The organism is Arcobacter sp. LA11 (assembly GCF_001895145.1).
Taxonomy (GTDB): domain Bacteria; phylum Campylobacterota; class Campylobacteria; order Campylobacterales; family Arcobacteraceae; genus Halarcobacter.
The window spans coordinates 1-14,386 of the sequence record NZ_BDIR01000009.1; the positions used below are offsets into that span (position 1 = coordinate 1).

Genomic DNA, 14,386 nt, shown 5'->3' on the forward strand with positions numbered 1-14,386 from the left:
ATTCCTTGTCCAGCAATATCAGGAGCTGAACCATGAATTGGTTCATAGATTGCTGTTTTATCTCCTGTTGAAGCTGATGGTAATAATCCTATTGAACCTACTACCATTGAAGCTGTATCAGATAAAATATCTCCAAAAATATTTCCAGTAACAATTACATCAAACTGTTTTGGGTTTCTTACTAGTTGCATTGCTGCGTTATCTACATACATATGAGACAGTTCTACTTCAGGGTAATCAACTGCTAGTTCTTCCATAGTATCTCTCCACAATTGAGAAACTTCAAGAACATTTGCTTTATCTACTGAACAAACTCTTTTATCTCTTTTCATTGCAAGTTCAAATGCTTGTTTACCTATTCTTACAATTTCTGGTTTTGTATATACCATTGTATTATAAGCTTTCTCTCCATCGTTTGCTCTTGGTTGTCCAAAATAGATTCCACCAATTAGTTCTCTTACAACCATAATATCAACACCTTCAATAACTTCAGGTTTTAGTGTTGAAGCATTTACTAGTTCATCATATATAATTGCTGGTCTTAAGTTTGCATATACACCCATTTTCTCTCTAAAAGATAAAAGTCCTGTTTCAGGTCTTAATTCTCTTGGCAAGGTATCCCATTTTTCTCCACCAATTGCTCCAAACAGACAAGCATCTGAATTTAAAACACCTTCTACTGTTTCTTCTGGAAGTGGTTTACCAGTTACGTCAATTGCAATACCACCCATTAGATATTCTTTATATTCTAAAGAGAATCCACAAGAATAAGAAACTGCATCTAATACTTTGATTGCTTCATCTACTATCTCTGGTCCTATTCCATCACCTTTGATTATTGATATATTATATTTTTTCATAATCTACTTAACTCCCATTTCAGCTTTTGCATAATTAATTAATCCACCAGTAGCAATTAATTCTTGCATAAAATCAGGAATTGGAATAAATTTATATGTTTTATTTGTTGTATTATTAGTAATTTCACCAGCATCAAGATTAATTGAAATTTCTTCACCTTCTTTAATCTCTAAAGATTCAGGTAATTCAAAAATTGGCAATCCCATATTAAAAGCATTTCTATAAAAAATTCTAGCAAATGATGGAGCAACAACAGCCGCAACACCTGCTGCTTTTAAAGCAATTGGGGCATGTTCTCGTGACGAACCACATCCAAAGTTTTCACCGGCAACTATAATATCACCTCTTTGTAATTTATTAGGAAATTCAGGATCTGCATCTTCCATAACATATTTTGCTAAATGCTCAGGATCTGAACTATTTAAATATCTTGCAGCAATAATAACATCAGTATCTATATTTGCTCCAAAATTCCAAACTTTTCCAGTAATTTTATTCATATTGTTTTTCCTTATTTACCATACTTTTTTGATTAAAAAAGTAGTTACATAGTTTTTTAAAAGAAAGGCATTTTATCTAAAATTTTAAAAATAGTAGATTAAATGTAAAATAATTAATAATTTCCTCAACTAACTTCGGTATAATATCTGACTATCTTTAAAACAAATGAGGAATATCCATTTATGAGCGCAAAAGATCTAAATAAAGTTATTGAAACTACTGTAAAAGAATACAAAGATTCAATACTTACATTTGAAAAACTTATTAAAATTTTTTCAAAAGCGCCATCATCTGCAAACATTAAAAAACTTTTAGCTTTCATACAACTATATAACGTAACGTTAATTAGTTCTCAAGAACAAGCAAAAAGAATGAATGCTGAAGAGGCGAAGAGAAAAGAAGACTTAATAAAAAAAATGAAAGAAAACGACGATGATGTCTTTGATCTTCTAAAGAGTAAAGAACTTCTTGAATGGTCAAGATCAGATTCTCCTGTTAGAATGTACCTAAGAGAAATGGGACAAATCCCTCTTCTTACAAAAGAAGAAGAGATTGAAATTTCTAAAAAAATTGAAATGGGTGAAGATGTTATTCTTGATGCCATATGTTATGTTCCATATTTAATTGATTTTATTTTAGAATACAAAGAACCTCTAGTAAATAGAGAAAGAAAAGTAAAAGAATTATTTAGAAACTTCGATGATGAAGATTCTGATTCTTCTGATGAACCTGAAGAAATTGAAGAAACAGATGATTCTGATGATGCTGATGGTCAAGGAACTAAAAAACAAAAAAAGCTTGATAAAAGAGCAGAAACAATTATCAATGCTTTTAAAATTTTAGAAAAAGCAAAAAAAGACTGGTTAAAGTTCCAAGCTAAAGAAGAAGCAAAATCTGATAGTGAAGCAGACCAAATGCTATTTAACTTAGCAATTGCATTTAAGAAAAAAGTTTTAAAAGAAGCATTATTAGACTTAGGTCCTACTTCTAAACTTATTACTGAAATTGTAAAAGCTATGGAAACTGCGCTTAAATCTGATACAGGTTTTGAAACAGAATTAAAAAAATTAGAGTATAAATTACCACTATTTAATGATATTTTATTAAAAAATCATCAAAAGATTTTAGATAATATTGTTAATTTATCAAAAGTACAAATTACTTCTATGGTTCCAGAAGCTACTATGGTTTCTACTTATATGGAAATTAAAAAACTTTTCCAGACAGCAGAAGCATCTAAAGGTGGATTTGATTTAGAACCTGAAGAATTAATTGATGTTCTAGAACAAATTAAAAGAGGTAAGAGAATCACTGATGAAGCTAAAACTAGAATGGCTAAATCAAACCTTAGACTTGTTGTATCTATTGCAAAAAGATATACAAACAGAGGTTTACCATTCTTAGATTTAATTCAAGAAGGTAATATTGGTCTTATGAAAGCCGTTGATAAGTTCGAATATAAAAAGGGATATAAATTCTCTACTTATGCAACTTGGTGGATTAGACAAGCAATCTCTAGAGCAATTGCAGACCAAGCTAGAACTATTAGAATTCCAATTCATATGATTGAAACTATTAATAGAATTAATAAAATCATTAGAAAAGGTATTCAAGAAAATGGTAAAGAGCCAGATGTAGATGAAATCGCAAAAGAAGTAGGACTACCAGTTGATAAAGTTAAACAAGTAATTAAAATTACTAAAGAACCTGTATCACTTGAAGCACCTATTGGTTCTGATGATGATGGTAAATTTGGAGACTTCGTTCCTGATGAAAAAGCTCCAACACCAGTTGATAATATCATGAAAGAAGATTTACAAGGTCAAATAGACCAAATTCTTGCACAGCTTAATGAAAGAGAACAAGCCGTTGTTAGAATGAGATTTGGTCTTATGAATGATGCATCAGATAGAACACTTGAAGAAATTGGGAAAGAACTTTCTGTTACAAGAGAAAGAGTTAGACAAATTGAATCGAGTGCTATTAAGAAATTAAAGCACCCTAAAGTAGGTAAAAACCTTAAAAACTATGTTGAGAGTTAAAATATAATGAACTTTTATGAAGAATGGGTTGAACTAGACTTAAATCCTATTATATCTTTTTCCTCAACGGGGAAGATTATATATTCAAATCAAGAGGCTCAATTTTTGCTTAGTAGAATTAAGCAAAAAGAGCTTTTTGATTTAGCTTTAAAACATGCTCCTCAAACTTTTGGAGTAGAAACTACATACTTTGACTTAAATATTAAAAACTATGTCTTTTATGCAATAACTGTTAAATATGAAAATGAAGATGAAATTCATATGAAACTTTATAAAAGTGCAATGGTAAAAAAAGATTCTCAATTAAGTACAAAAAATACTAATATAACAAATATTTTTACACTTGTTGATTTAGCAATCTCGACTAAAAAAATCAAATCAAATTCAAAATTTATTAAAAACTATGATCCATCTATTCCAGAGTTTAAAATAAATGCAAGTGAATTTATAAAAGCCCTTAACCTTATATATGATGTATTTGAAGAATCATCGATGCTTACAACTTCTGTTATATTAAAAATAGGTGAATACATAAGAATTGATGGAAAAAAACACTCTATAATTAGTGTAGAGATTTTTTCAAATACTGAATGTTCAGTTAAAGACTTTAATTATAAAGATGAAAATGCATCTTTCATAATTACAAAAGATGAAGATAAAATTACAATAGACTTACCACTTATTCTTGACTAGTTTTAAATACAAACTTAGCAACTAAAACAGATAAAGGAACAACTCCTAATCCAACTAAAAAAGGAATAGGTAAAAAAAGTTTATTGTTATTTAATGCAAAAAATCCAAATATTAAAAAAGCATACCCAATTACTCTATAAATTGAAACAAATCCACCAGCAGAAAAAAGAGTATTTTTAAAAGAATTTTTCTTAACATTTTTCTTCTCATGGTCAATAATTTCTTTTATTTTTTCAGGAGTTAATTCTTCTTCTGGAATTTCTTCATATTCAGTATATAAATCATAAGGATCATCAATCTCATCAATTTTATCCCTATCTTCAGTCATCATATTTTTTGAAGTATCTAAATTTGATATTCTATTATTGATATTTTTTCTATATGATAAAAAAGATGCAATGGTTACAGATAAAGAACCTATAAAAGCAACTTGTGTATTTAAAAACCATATTAAATCATAAAATGTAATTGAAAAGACAATTAAGCAAAGGTCAACAACAATAAAGACCTTTGCAAAATTTAAAATGTTATTGTTATTATTCATCTTCGTCGTCAGACTTATCTCCATGTTTTGCACGGTAAGCATATCTCGGGTCATTTTCTAAACCTTCAAACTCTTTTTGTGCTCTTTTATAGGCTTTATATATATTAAGTCCAGCAGCAGCAATACCCCAAAAAATACCAAGCCATAAAGTCCATGAATACCCGGTCCATTCTTTAAGTCCATATCCTATAGCAAAACCAATAACTATTGCAGCAACAATAGAAATTCCTAAAGAAAGATTATCAAGTGCAACAATCTTATCTCTATGTTTAGGTACTTTTTGTTCTTCTTTATTTTCCATAATTATCCTATTGAATAAAAGTACAACAGTAATCTGTTACTTCTAATACTTTGATGTCAAAACTACAATTTGCAGGAACTTCAAAATAATCTCCAGCTTCAATTGTCTCCCAATTGCTATCACCACAAGCAATTAGTACTTCAACACGCCCTGAAATAATTTCCATATGTTCAGCATCTTCTGTATTAAAAGTATACTCACCAGGCATCATAACACCTAATGATTTTTTCACTCCATTTTCATCAACAAATGACCTACTTGTAACATTTCCATCAAAGTATATGTTCGCTTTTTTAACTAATTCGACATTCTTCATAACTGGCATAATATTCTCCTCTTATAAGTTTTTCATAATTTCATCAGCTGCATTAATACAAGCATCAATATCTTCATCAGTAATAACTGTAGAAATAAACCCTGCTTCATATTGTGAACAAGCAAAATAGAAACCTTTTTTAATCATTTCATGATGAAACTTACCAAATTTTTCAAAGTCACAAAAGTCCGTAACTTCTGCGAAGTTTTTAGGCATTTTATCTGCAAAGAAGAAACCAAACATACTTCCTCTTGTATCAACTTGAAGACCTATATTATTCTTACTTGCTACTTCTTTTAATCCATTTATCAGTTTAACTGCTTTTTTATTTAACTCTTCATACATAGCTGGGTTTGCTTTTAATTTTTTAAGAGATACTAAACCCGCTGCCATAGCAACTGGATTTCCACTTAGTGTTCCTGCTTGGTAGATTGCACCATCAGGAGAGAGTTCTCCCATAATTTTTTGTGAACTCGCAAAAGCACCTACTGGCATACCTGCACCAATTACTTTACCGAAAGTAATGATATCTGCTTGAACATCTAAGATTCCACTTGCACCTTTTAAAGATGCTCTAAATCCTGTCATTACTTCATCAAAAATAAGTAATGCATTATTTGCATCACAAAGCTCTCTACAAGTTTTTAAGAACTCCGGACTTGCAGGAACTAATCCCATATTTCCAGCAATTGGTTCAATAATAATACAAGAAATATCATTTGAATCTTCAAAACATTTTTTAAGATTTTCTATATTGTTATATTCACATAATAATGTATGTTTTGTTAAATCAGCAGGTACTCCAGGAGAACTTGGTGCTCCAAAGGTAGCCATACCTGAACCAGCTTGTACTAATAATGAATCTGAATGTCCATGGTAACAACCTTCAAATTTTACAATATCATTTTTTCCTGTAACACCACGAGCTAGTCTAATTGCAGACATTACTGCTTCTGTACCTGAACTTACAAATCTTACTTTGTCAATATTGTCATACATATCAACAATCTCTTCAGCTAACTGGGTTTCTAAAAGTGTTGGTGCCCCAAAAGATAAACCTTTCTTACATGTATTAATAACAGCTTCTTCAATATCACTATCACAATGCCCAAAAATTAGTGGTCCCCAAGACTGTACAAAATCTAAATATTTATTACCATCTATATCAACTATATAAGCGCCCTCACCTCTATCAATAAATGGTGGAGTTCCTCCAACTGATTTAAATGCACGTACAGGTGAATCAACACCACCAGGGATTACTTCTTTAGCTTCTTCATAAGCTTTCACAGAATTTTCAAACATTTTTTATCCTATTATAATTACTACTTTTAAATTAAAAGCAATATTGTACTATAATCGCGTTATGAAACTAATTATATTTGCATTTATTTTATCTCTAACTATACATATTTTACTTTTTTCTCCATTAACACAGAAAAAAGAAGAATTAAAACAAAATCCTTCAACATCTAAATATGTAAAAAAATCATCTGTTCAATATGTAAGACTGCAACCAAAAATTATTCCAAGTCCAAATATTATAAAAAAAGTTGAAATAGTAAAGCCTATACAAAAAAAAATTATTCCTAAGAAAAAACTAAAAACTTATAAAAAAGTAGAAAAGAAAAATATAAAACCTCAAAAAAGAAAAAAAATTGTAAAAAAACCTAAAATAATTATTCCAAAACCAATTAAGAAAGTTGAAACTAGACCAAGTTTTACAAAACAAGTTCCAATAAAACCTCAAAAAAAGAGACAAACTATTCCTAAAAAATCTTTAGAAAACTTTTTATTAGCAGACCCTGTTCCTTTAGATAGAAGACTTTTAGATGATATTACAAAAAGCTATTTAAAACTTTATGGTGAAGAATATAATTCTTTCACTAAAGTTCAAAAAGTTTATCTACAAAAAAATCTTAAAAATATAGGTAGAATCACAGAAAGATATCTAAAGTATCCAGCAATTGCAGTTAGAACAAGACAACATGGAATGAATATTGTACAATTTAATTTACATCCTAATGGAAATATAAGTGATTTGAGACTAAGTCACTCTTCTGGACATTCAAGTTTAGATAAAAATACTATTGAAACAATTGAATATGCTTATAAAGATTATCCAAGACCAAAAACAGTGACAAAAATAAAAATTTATGTTTCTTACAACTTGTATTAAGTAAAATACAAAAAATTATAATATATACCAAGGTAATTAATGTTAACAGATAAAATAAGAAATAAAGAAAATGGAATTATTCTATACGGAATTACTCCTCCAAAAGTTAACCACACTGAAGAAGAAATAAGAGATATTGCTAAAAGACATATTGATAGAATCTCAGCATTAGACGTAGATGGATTAGTATTATACGATATTCAAGATGAATCAGATAGAACAGATGAAAAAAGACCCTTCCCTTTTATTAAAACATTAAATCCTTGTGAATACTCAAAAAACTATTTACAAGAATTAAATACACCAAGAATAGTTTATAGAGCAGTAGGAAATTACACTCCTGAAAGGTTCACAGCTTGGCTTGAAGATACAAAACAAAGTCAAGTTCATTCTGTATTTGTAGGAGCTGCTTCACATGAACAACAAAATAATATTACATTAAAAGAAGCATATGAGTTAAAAAAAGAAGTAAACAATAATCTATGTCTTGGTGGAATTGCAATTCCTGAAAGACATACAAAAAAACATGATGAACATTTAAGAGTATTTTCTAAGAAAAATAGCTCTTGTGAATATTTTATCACTCAATGTGTTTATGACTTACATGCAGCAAAAACTTTTTTAACTGATTATGCAAAATATGCAAAAGAAAACAACTATGATATGGTTCCAATTATTTTTACATTAACTCCTTGTGGAAGTTCAAAAACACTAGACTTTATGAAATGGTTAGGAATTAATGTACCTAATTATTTAGAAGAGGATTTAAAAGAATCAGGAGATATTCTACATGAATCAGTAAAATTATCTCGAGATATTTTTGAAGAGCTATACAAATTTGGTCTAAAAAAAGGTATTCCGGTTGGTTGTAATATTGAAAGTGTTGCAATTAGAAAAGCAGAAATTGAAGCTTCTATAGAGTTGCTAGATGAAGTAAAAGATATTATTAAAAATAACAAATAGTTTTTAATCAATTTTCCAATAAAAAACTCTGTTTTCATCTCCTGCTGAAAACAATTCATTTTCTCTAATGAATTTGATTGTTGTAGGAGTTGAATAATGTCCTATCAATTTATTCATTTTCTTTTTAGTATTTACATTAAATACTTGTAAGTTATTTTCTTCTCCACTAGAATAAACACCAATATTTCCACTTGGGCTTAAACTTGCTGTGTACACTAAAAAATCACTTTTTATATAATATGGTTCTGAGTTTTTTGGATAAACACCAACTCTTCTGTCTTGACCTGCAGTTATTATATTTCCATTTTTATAATCTATTTTATAAATATTATCTACATTTTGAGATTCAAAAATCTTAATAACTTCACCAGACTTTACATCTGTTAAAGTTACCCGTCCACTCTCACTTGAAGTTATCATAGTTTTTCTATCTTCACTTAATACAACATCTGAAAAAGTACTTTGTTCAAGATGTTTTCTATAAGTTTTATAACTATCTGACATATTATATAAAATCATTTCATGTGCAACAGTACCTAAAATAAATTTCTCATCATCAATAAATCGTGCTTCTCTTACAGCTAGTTTATTTTCTGCTTTTATAATATGTTTTAAATTCATGCCATCATGCAACCAAACATCTCTGAAACCCTTTAAAGTTGTACTTACAAAAAGAGTTTTACCGTTATGTCTATCAACACTAAGTATTTTTGATGTTACTTGTTCACCATGAACATTATACATTGGAGGTAATACAATTTCATCTATCTTTTTTTGTTTAAACAAATCAAAAACTTCAATTGTACCCATTGCATTTGAAACAAAAAGATTTGAACCATCTAACACAAAATCATATACTAAGTCTCTTGTTTCTAAAACAAAAATTGGTTTTATATCTTTAGCATTTAGATTAATAAGAAAAAATAAAAGAATAAAAAAATATTTAAAAAATTTCATAATTTAATTATATCAAAAGAGTTTTAGAATATTAACTTTTCTTTAGCATAAATATAATAATATACCTTATATTATTCGAGGACTCATTTTGGAAGAAATTATTAATCAAAAATCATCAAATTATTTTATAAGACTTTTTAGAGGAGAAATATCTCTTCCTATGACATATTGGGTTTGGTTTTTCTTTATAAATTTTATCATTTTAACTACTTCAAGCTTTTATTTTAACAATTTACCAGTAGAGTTAAGTACAAATCAAAGGTACATAAGCATATTTATTGCCATATTTTCTATTTTTTATTCAATATATATATTAATTGCTGTTTGGAGAAGTGCAACAAATCATGATGGTTCAAAATTTTGGGCAAATGTTGCAAAAATTATTGTTATTTTTAACTTTATAAACTTAAGTATGGAAAGTTATAATTTTACTAAAAACTTTACAGATGAAACTTATGCATTAGAAAATAGTATTAAACAATTAGAGAAAAAAACACCCATAAAAATAAGTGAAGATGTTTATATTACAAAAGCTGCAATAGACGAAAAAAATATATACTATACATATGAACTTCAAAACTTTGGTAATGAAAAATTTTCGCAAACAAATAAAAATTTATTAAAAGATGATGTTACAAAAGCAACTTGTAATGATATAAAATCTAGTAATTTATTAAAGCAAAACTATAAATTTTATTACTATTATACAACTAAAAAAAATATAAAGATTGCAGAAATAAAAGTTACAAATGAAGATTGTATTCAATCAAATAGAGATGAAAATATATTAAGAGAAATATTAAAACAACAAAGTTAAAGAAAAAGAGAGATTAACTACTTTATAGTAGCTAATACTAATTCTCTTAATGTTTTACAGGCAACAGCAGTTGAAGCTGCAGAAGTATCATATTTAGGCGATAATTCTACAATATCAAGACCCACTACATTTTCTAATTTACTTAACATACCAATAATTTCAAGCATATGATGAAAATTTATTCCACCAGGTTCTGGTGTTCCAGTTCCAGGGAATACAGCTGGATCTAATACATCTAAATCTATAGTAATATAAACTGGTTTATCTTTGATTCTTCTAATACAAGACTCTAAAGTGTTATATGTAAACTTTTCTAGATGAGTATGTTTTTTTGCCCACTCAAACTCTTCTTTTAAACCGGAACGTATACAGAATTGATTGATTTTTCCAATACCAACTTGATCATAAATTCTTCGTATTACAGTTGCATGACTTAATGATTCACCTAAATACTCTTCTCTCAAATCAGTATGTGCATCAAAATGAATTATTTGCAAATCATCATATTTTTTTGATAAAGCTTTTACAGGAGCTAAAGAAACTAAATGCTCTCCACCGATCATAATAGGAATTTTGTTTGCATCTATAATTTCTTGAACATGCTCTTGAATCATCCGTAAAGCAACTTTTTTATCTCCAAAAGGAAGCTCTAAATTTCCATAATCAAAAAGTTTTAAATCTTCTAAATCTTTATCTAAATAAGGGCTATAACTTTCTAACCCCCAAGAGTCTTCTCTCATAGCACTAGGGGCAAATCTTGCACCTGGTTTAAAAGAAGTTGTACCATCAAATGGAGCTCCAAAAAGTACAGCTTTTGATTCCTCAAACCCATCTTCAAAACCAATAAAACTACTTCCTTGTGCTTTCATTATAATCTCCTCTCAAAACTATACATATCCATAAATCTAAATGCAAGTAAATTTTCTAAAATAGCAAATAGAACAATAAAATTAATAAATGAGCTCCCACCATAGGAGAACATGGGTAAAGGCAAGCCAACAACAGGGGCATAACCTATTACCATTAAAATATTAATACTCATATCCAAAAATATTAAAAGACCTAATCCGGAGGCAAAAGCACGAATTACAAAATCATCATGAAAATAGTAATTCATGGATAGTAAATGTAGTATCAATAAACCATAAATAAATATTAAACCAAAAGCACCTAAAAACCCATATCTTTCCACAAAATATGCAAAAATAAAATCACTTGTTGCAATAGGTAAAAACTTCAATTGTGTTTGAGTAGCTTCTGAAGTATCTTTACCTAACAAGCCCCCATTTCCAATTGCTATAATAGACTGTTGTACTTGATAACTTGGCTTTTCAGATAAAAAATCTTTTATTCTCTTTTTTTGATAATCTTTAATTAAATTTGTATAAATTAAAGGAGAAGTAAGTGCTATTGCTAAAAATATTGTTGTCCAGATTTTCCAATTTACACCAACAATGAATAAAATTCCATAACCTACTAATAAAAGAACTAAAGCAGTGCCTAAATCAGGCTCTTTTGCAATTAAAATAAATGGCAATAAAATATAAAAAGAGAAATAAATAAAATCTTTTGCATTATATCCATCTCTATCAGGTTGTCTGTTTTGAATTAAATAACCTAACATTAAAATAAATACAGGTTTGAAAAGTTCACTAGGCTGAATTGTTAAACCACCAATTGGCAAGGCTAGCCACCTTTTAGCACCTAATCTTGTTTCACCAAAAAATTCAACTGCTAATAATAATATAATCCCAAGCCAATACAATAAAGGTATAAGTCTAATATGCCTTCTTATGGGTAAAATAAATACAATCAAAAAAGCAACTAAAGATACGCTAAAGTATACTAATTGCTTATTTGCTAGTGCAGTATTAGTTTCACTAATTAATTTATATGAAAGTAATACCAAAGGTAAAACAAATATTATTAATAAATAGTCAAAATGAGATATAATTCTTTTGTCAAATAAACGCATAGTGAAAGAGTATCGAAATATGGATAAATTTTTTATTGTTCAAGAGCCAAATCGTTTAGATAAATTCTTAAGTCTAAACATCGAAGCTTCAAGAAATCAAATAGAACAACTTATAAAAAAAGGTTTTGTAAATGTTGATGGAAAAAATATTACAAAAACAGGATTAAAATTAAAAGAAAATCAAAACGTTGAAGTTAGCTTTCCAGAAGCCCAAATAAACCCAATAAAAGACATTGAATTTGTAAAAGAGTCTTTAAAAGACAAAGAAGTAAAAATAATCTATGAAGATGATTACATTTTAGTTCTAAATAAACCCTATAACTTAACAGTACATGATGCACCAAGTGTAAAAGATGCAACTTTAGTAGATTGGTTAAAGCTTAAAAACATTTCACTATCTACTATTAGCGGAGAAGAACGACATGGAATTGTTCATAGACTAGATAAAGGAACAAGTGGAGTAATGGTTATTGCAAAAACCAATGAAGCACATACAGGATTAGCTACTCAACTTGAAGATAAATCTATGGGAAGATATTATATAGCCATAACAGACTTACCACTAAAAGATGAAATAATTATAGAAAAACCAATTGCTAGAAGCCCTAACAATAGACTTAAAATGGCAATAGTAGAAAATGGTAAAAATGCAAAGTCTGCTTTTAGTAAAATAGAACTCTCAAAAAATGAAAAATATGAACTAATTGCATGTAAGCTTTTTACAGGAAGAACCCATCAAATCAGAGTACATCTAAGTTCGATAAATAGGCATATATTAGGAGATAATTTATATGGATTTAAGGGCGAATTAAATAAAATAAATAGATTTTATTTACATGCATATAATCTATACTTAATTCATCCAATTACAAATGAAAAAATGAGTTTTACGGCAAACTTAAGTGATGATATGCATAACTTTTTAGAAAAAAACTTTAATATGGAGAGTTTAAATGACAAAATTAATGAGACTAACATCGTTAACAGCTTTAATTTTATTAGTTAGTGGATGTGCTTATAAAGATAAATTATCAAAACCAGTAGCCCCAAAAATTGATGAAACACTTGAAGTAGTTGATTCTGCTTCTATTAGATCTATTTCAGATATGAATGCAGTTGCTTTTGAATGGAGAAAAGTTGATGACCCAAGAGTAGTTGGATATCATTTCTATAGAGCAAATATGCAAAAAGATGGAGCAAAATTAAAACTTATTGATACAATTGAAAATAAATATACTACACATTATGTTGATGAAGATTTAGAACCAAACACAAAATATGTTTATAAAATTTCATCTGCAACAGATTCGGATATAGAATCAAGAACTACAGCAGACTATGTAGTTTCAACTCTTCCAAAAATGGAAGGAGTAAGTTTTATTCAAGCTATTTCAAATCTTCCTAGACAAATAAAGATTATTTGGAGACCACACTCAAATGAAAGAGTAGAATCATATGTAGTTCAAAGAAGTACTCCTCAAACAGCAGAATGGAAAAATCTTAAAACAATTGAGGGAAGATTACAAGCTGAATATATAGATGAAGATCTAGATGATAATGTAATTTACAACTATAGAGTATTTGCAAAAACTTTTGATGAATTATTATCTCAAGCAAGTGAAATTGTAAAAGCTCAAACGAAACCTTTACCAAAGGGAATTCTAGGATTAAAAGCAACTAATGACTTACCAAGAAAGATAGCACTTAACTGGCAAGCTTCTGATACTTCTGATATTATTAAATACAATATTTATAGAAGTACAGACTCTACTAGTTACTTTGATAAAATCAAAACTGTAGATGCTCAAACTTTAAGTTTTGATGACTTTGTAAATGAAGATGGAAAAGTATATTTCTACAAAATAAGCTCTGTTGATAAAGATGGATTAGAAAGTAATTTAAATATAAACTCTATAATGGGAGCAACACTAGGTAAATTAAATAAACCTATTATTACTTTAGCTCAAATTCAAGGTGAAAAAGCAATATTAAATTGGCAATCTGGTGATAACAGAGCTGTTTCTTATATCATTCATAAAACAATAAAAGAGAACTTCTTTAAATCAAAAACAATTAAATTTGAAGGAATCACTGCTTTAAGATATGAAGATAAAGATATAGTGAGAGGTGTTGAATATAATTATGCAATTCAATCTGTTGATAAATTTGGAATAGTATCACCTAAAACAAATAAAACAGAATTAGTATTACCAAAATTAAAAAAGTTAAATTAATAT

16 protein-coding genes are annotated in these 14,386 nt (G+C 28.3%); 7 read left to right on the top strand and 9 right to left on the bottom strand.

What is annotated here, in order from left to right:
* Nucleotides 1-860 (bottom strand): 3-isopropylmalate dehydrogenase (leuB, locus tag BT997_RS10550; RefSeq protein WP_072681864.1); only part of this gene is annotated, 860 nt, incomplete at its 3' end.
* A 3-nt stretch (nt 861-863) separates the two neighbouring features.
* Nucleotides 864-1,361: a 3-isopropylmalate dehydratase small subunit gene (locus tag BT997_RS10555; protein ID WP_072681865.1), complete on the bottom strand. Its 498-nt coding sequence runs from the start codon at nt 1,359-1,361 to the stop codon at nt 864-866.
* Nucleotides 1,362-1,544: 183 nt separating this feature from the next.
* Here BT997_RS10555 and rpoD point away from each other — a divergent pair, with 183 nt between their 5' ends.
* Nucleotides 1,545-3,404, top strand: coding sequence for an RNA polymerase sigma factor RpoD (gene rpoD / locus BT997_RS10560; protein ID WP_072681866.1), 1,860 nt, complete (start codon nt 1,545-1,547; stop codon nt 3,402-3,404).
* 6 nt (nt 3,405-3,410) lie between these two features.
* Nucleotides 3,411-4,097 carry a hypothetical protein gene (locus tag BT997_RS10565; RefSeq protein WP_072681867.1) on the top strand — a complete coding sequence of 229 codons (687 nt, stop codon included), beginning with the start codon at nt 3,411-3,413 and terminating at the stop codon, nt 4,095-4,097.
* On the opposite strand, the gene BT997_RS10570 is transcribed toward BT997_RS10565, so the two are convergent.
* Genes BT997_RS10570 through hemL form a run of 4 tightly spaced genes read right to left on the bottom strand, consistent with a single transcriptional unit; the run spans nt 4,084 to nt 6,563 of the window.
* Nucleotides 4,084-4,641 carry a hypothetical protein gene (locus BT997_RS10570; protein ID WP_072681868.1) on the bottom strand — a complete coding sequence of 186 codons (558 nt, stop codon included), beginning with the start codon at nt 4,639-4,641 and terminating at the stop codon, nt 4,084-4,086. The genes BT997_RS10565 and BT997_RS10570 overlap by 14 nt on opposite strands.
* On the bottom strand, nt 4,634-4,942 hold the full coding sequence (locus BT997_RS10575; protein ID WP_072681869.1) for an AtpZ/AtpI family protein: 309 nt from the start codon (nt 4,940-4,942) through the stop codon (nt 4,634-4,636). Before BT997_RS10575 ends, BT997_RS10570 begins: the two co-directional genes overlap by 8 nt.
* A gap of 7 nt (nt 4,943-4,949) precedes the next feature.
* The gene (locus BT997_RS10580; protein ID WP_072681870.1) at nt 4,950-5,267 is read right to left on the bottom strand and encodes a pyrimidine/purine nucleoside phosphorylase; all 318 of its coding nucleotides are present in this window, start codon (nt 5,265-5,267) and stop codon (nt 4,950-4,952) included.
* Between the two features lie 12 nt (nt 5,268-5,279).
* Complete coding sequence (hemL, locus tag BT997_RS10585; RefSeq protein ID WP_072681871.1) at nt 5,280-6,563, bottom strand: glutamate-1-semialdehyde 2,1-aminomutase; 1,284 nt, start codon at nt 6,561-6,563, stop codon at nt 5,280-5,282.
* A gap of 61 nt (nt 6,564-6,624) precedes the next feature.
* Between hemL and BT997_RS10590 the strand changes: the two genes are divergently transcribed.
* Nucleotides 6,625-7,437, top strand: a complete 813-nt coding sequence (locus BT997_RS10590; protein WP_072681872.1) for a TonB family protein — start codon at nt 6,625-6,627, stop codon at nt 7,435-7,437.
* Nucleotides 7,438-7,476: 39 nt separating this feature from the next.
* Entirely contained in the window at nt 7,477-8,400 is a 924-nt protein-coding gene (locus BT997_RS10595; RefSeq protein WP_072681873.1) for a methylenetetrahydrofolate reductase, read from the top strand.
* 3 nt (nt 8,401-8,403) lie between these two features.
* Here the strand turns inward: BT997_RS10595 and BT997_RS10600 are convergent, their stop codons facing one another.
* Nucleotides 8,404-9,357 carry a WD40 repeat domain-containing protein gene (locus BT997_RS10600; RefSeq protein WP_072681874.1) on the bottom strand — a complete coding sequence of 318 codons (954 nt, stop codon included), beginning with the start codon at nt 9,355-9,357 and terminating at the stop codon, nt 8,404-8,406.
* 88 nt (nt 9,358-9,445) lie between these two features.
* Here BT997_RS10600 and BT997_RS10605 point away from each other — a divergent pair, with 88 nt between their 5' ends.
* Nucleotides 9,446-10,174, top strand: coding sequence for a hypothetical protein (locus BT997_RS10605; protein ID WP_072681875.1), 729 nt, complete (start codon nt 9,446-9,448; stop codon nt 10,172-10,174).
* A gap of 17 nt (nt 10,175-10,191) precedes the next feature.
* On the opposite strand, the gene speB is transcribed toward BT997_RS10605, so the two are convergent.
* Together speB and BT997_RS10615 are read right to left on the bottom strand one after the other, a co-directional pair.
* Nucleotides 10,192-11,043, bottom strand: a complete 852-nt coding sequence (gene speB, locus BT997_RS10610; RefSeq protein WP_143145188.1) for an agmatinase — start codon at nt 11,041-11,043, stop codon at nt 10,192-10,194.
* Nucleotides 11,043-12,149 carry an FtsW/RodA/SpoVE family cell cycle protein gene (locus tag BT997_RS10615; protein ID WP_072681877.1) on the bottom strand — a complete coding sequence of 369 codons (1,107 nt, stop codon included), beginning with the start codon at nt 12,147-12,149 and terminating at the stop codon, nt 11,043-11,045. The genes speB and BT997_RS10615 overlap by 1 nt, the downstream gene beginning before the upstream one ends.
* 19 nt (nt 12,150-12,168) lie before the next feature.
* Here BT997_RS10615 and BT997_RS10620 point away from each other — a divergent pair, with 19 nt between their 5' ends.
* A complete protein-coding gene (locus BT997_RS10620; RefSeq protein ID WP_072681878.1) occupies nt 12,169-13,155 on the top strand; it encodes an RluA family pseudouridine synthase in 987 nt (328 codons plus the stop codon).
* A complete protein-coding gene (locus tag BT997_RS10625) occupies nt 13,103-14,383 on the top strand; it encodes a fibronectin type III domain-containing protein (protein WP_258239473.1) in 1,281 nt (426 codons plus the stop codon). Before BT997_RS10620 ends, BT997_RS10625 begins: the two co-directional genes overlap by 53 nt.
* The last annotated feature ends 3 nt before the right edge of the window (nt 14,384-14,386 follow it).

Bases quoted from the DNA above. Each gene is read 5' to 3' on its own strand.
- rpoD (WP_072681866.1), top strand. From the start codon at position 1,545: ATGAGCGCAAAAGATCTAAATAAAGTTATTGAAACTACTGTAAAAGAA.
- speB (WP_143145188.1), bottom strand. From the start codon at position 11,043: ATGAAAGCACAAGGAAGTAGTTTTATTGGTTTTGAAGATGGGTTTGAG.
- hemL (WP_072681871.1), bottom strand. From the start codon at position 6,563: ATGTTTGAAAATTCTGTGAAAGCTTATGAAGAAGCTAAAGAAGTAATC.
- BT997_RS10615 (WP_072681877.1), bottom strand. From the start codon at position 12,149: ATGCGTTTATTTGACAAAAGAATTATATCTCATTTTGACTATTTATTA.
- BT997_RS10600 (WP_072681874.1), bottom strand. From the start codon at position 9,357: ATGAAATTTTTTAAATATTTTTTTATTCTTTTATTTTTTCTTATTAAT.
- BT997_RS10580 (WP_072681870.1), bottom strand. From the start codon at position 5,267: ATGCCAGTTATGAAGAATGTCGAATTAGTTAAAAAAGCGAACATATAC.
- BT997_RS10595 (WP_072681873.1), top strand. From the start codon at position 7,477: ATGTTAACAGATAAAATAAGAAATAAAGAAAATGGAATTATTCTATAC.
- BT997_RS10625 (WP_258239473.1), top strand. From the start codon at position 13,103: ATGACAAAATTAATGAGACTAACATCGTTAACAGCTTTAATTTTATTA.
- BT997_RS10620 (WP_072681878.1), top strand. From the start codon at position 12,169: ATGGATAAATTTTTTATTGTTCAAGAGCCAAATCGTTTAGATAAATTC.
- BT997_RS10590 (WP_072681872.1), top strand. From the start codon at position 6,625: ATGAAACTAATTATATTTGCATTTATTTTATCTCTAACTATACATATT.
- BT997_RS10575 (WP_072681869.1), bottom strand. From the start codon at position 4,942: ATGGAAAATAAAGAAGAACAAAAAGTACCTAAACATAGAGATAAGATT.
- BT997_RS10570 (WP_072681868.1), bottom strand. From the start codon at position 4,641: ATGAATAATAACAATAACATTTTAAATTTTGCAAAGGTCTTTATTGTT.
- BT997_RS10565 (WP_072681867.1), top strand. From the start codon at position 3,411: ATGAACTTTTATGAAGAATGGGTTGAACTAGACTTAAATCCTATTATA.
- BT997_RS10555 (WP_072681865.1), bottom strand. From the start codon at position 1,361: ATGAATAAAATTACTGGAAAAGTTTGGAATTTTGGAGCAAATATAGAT.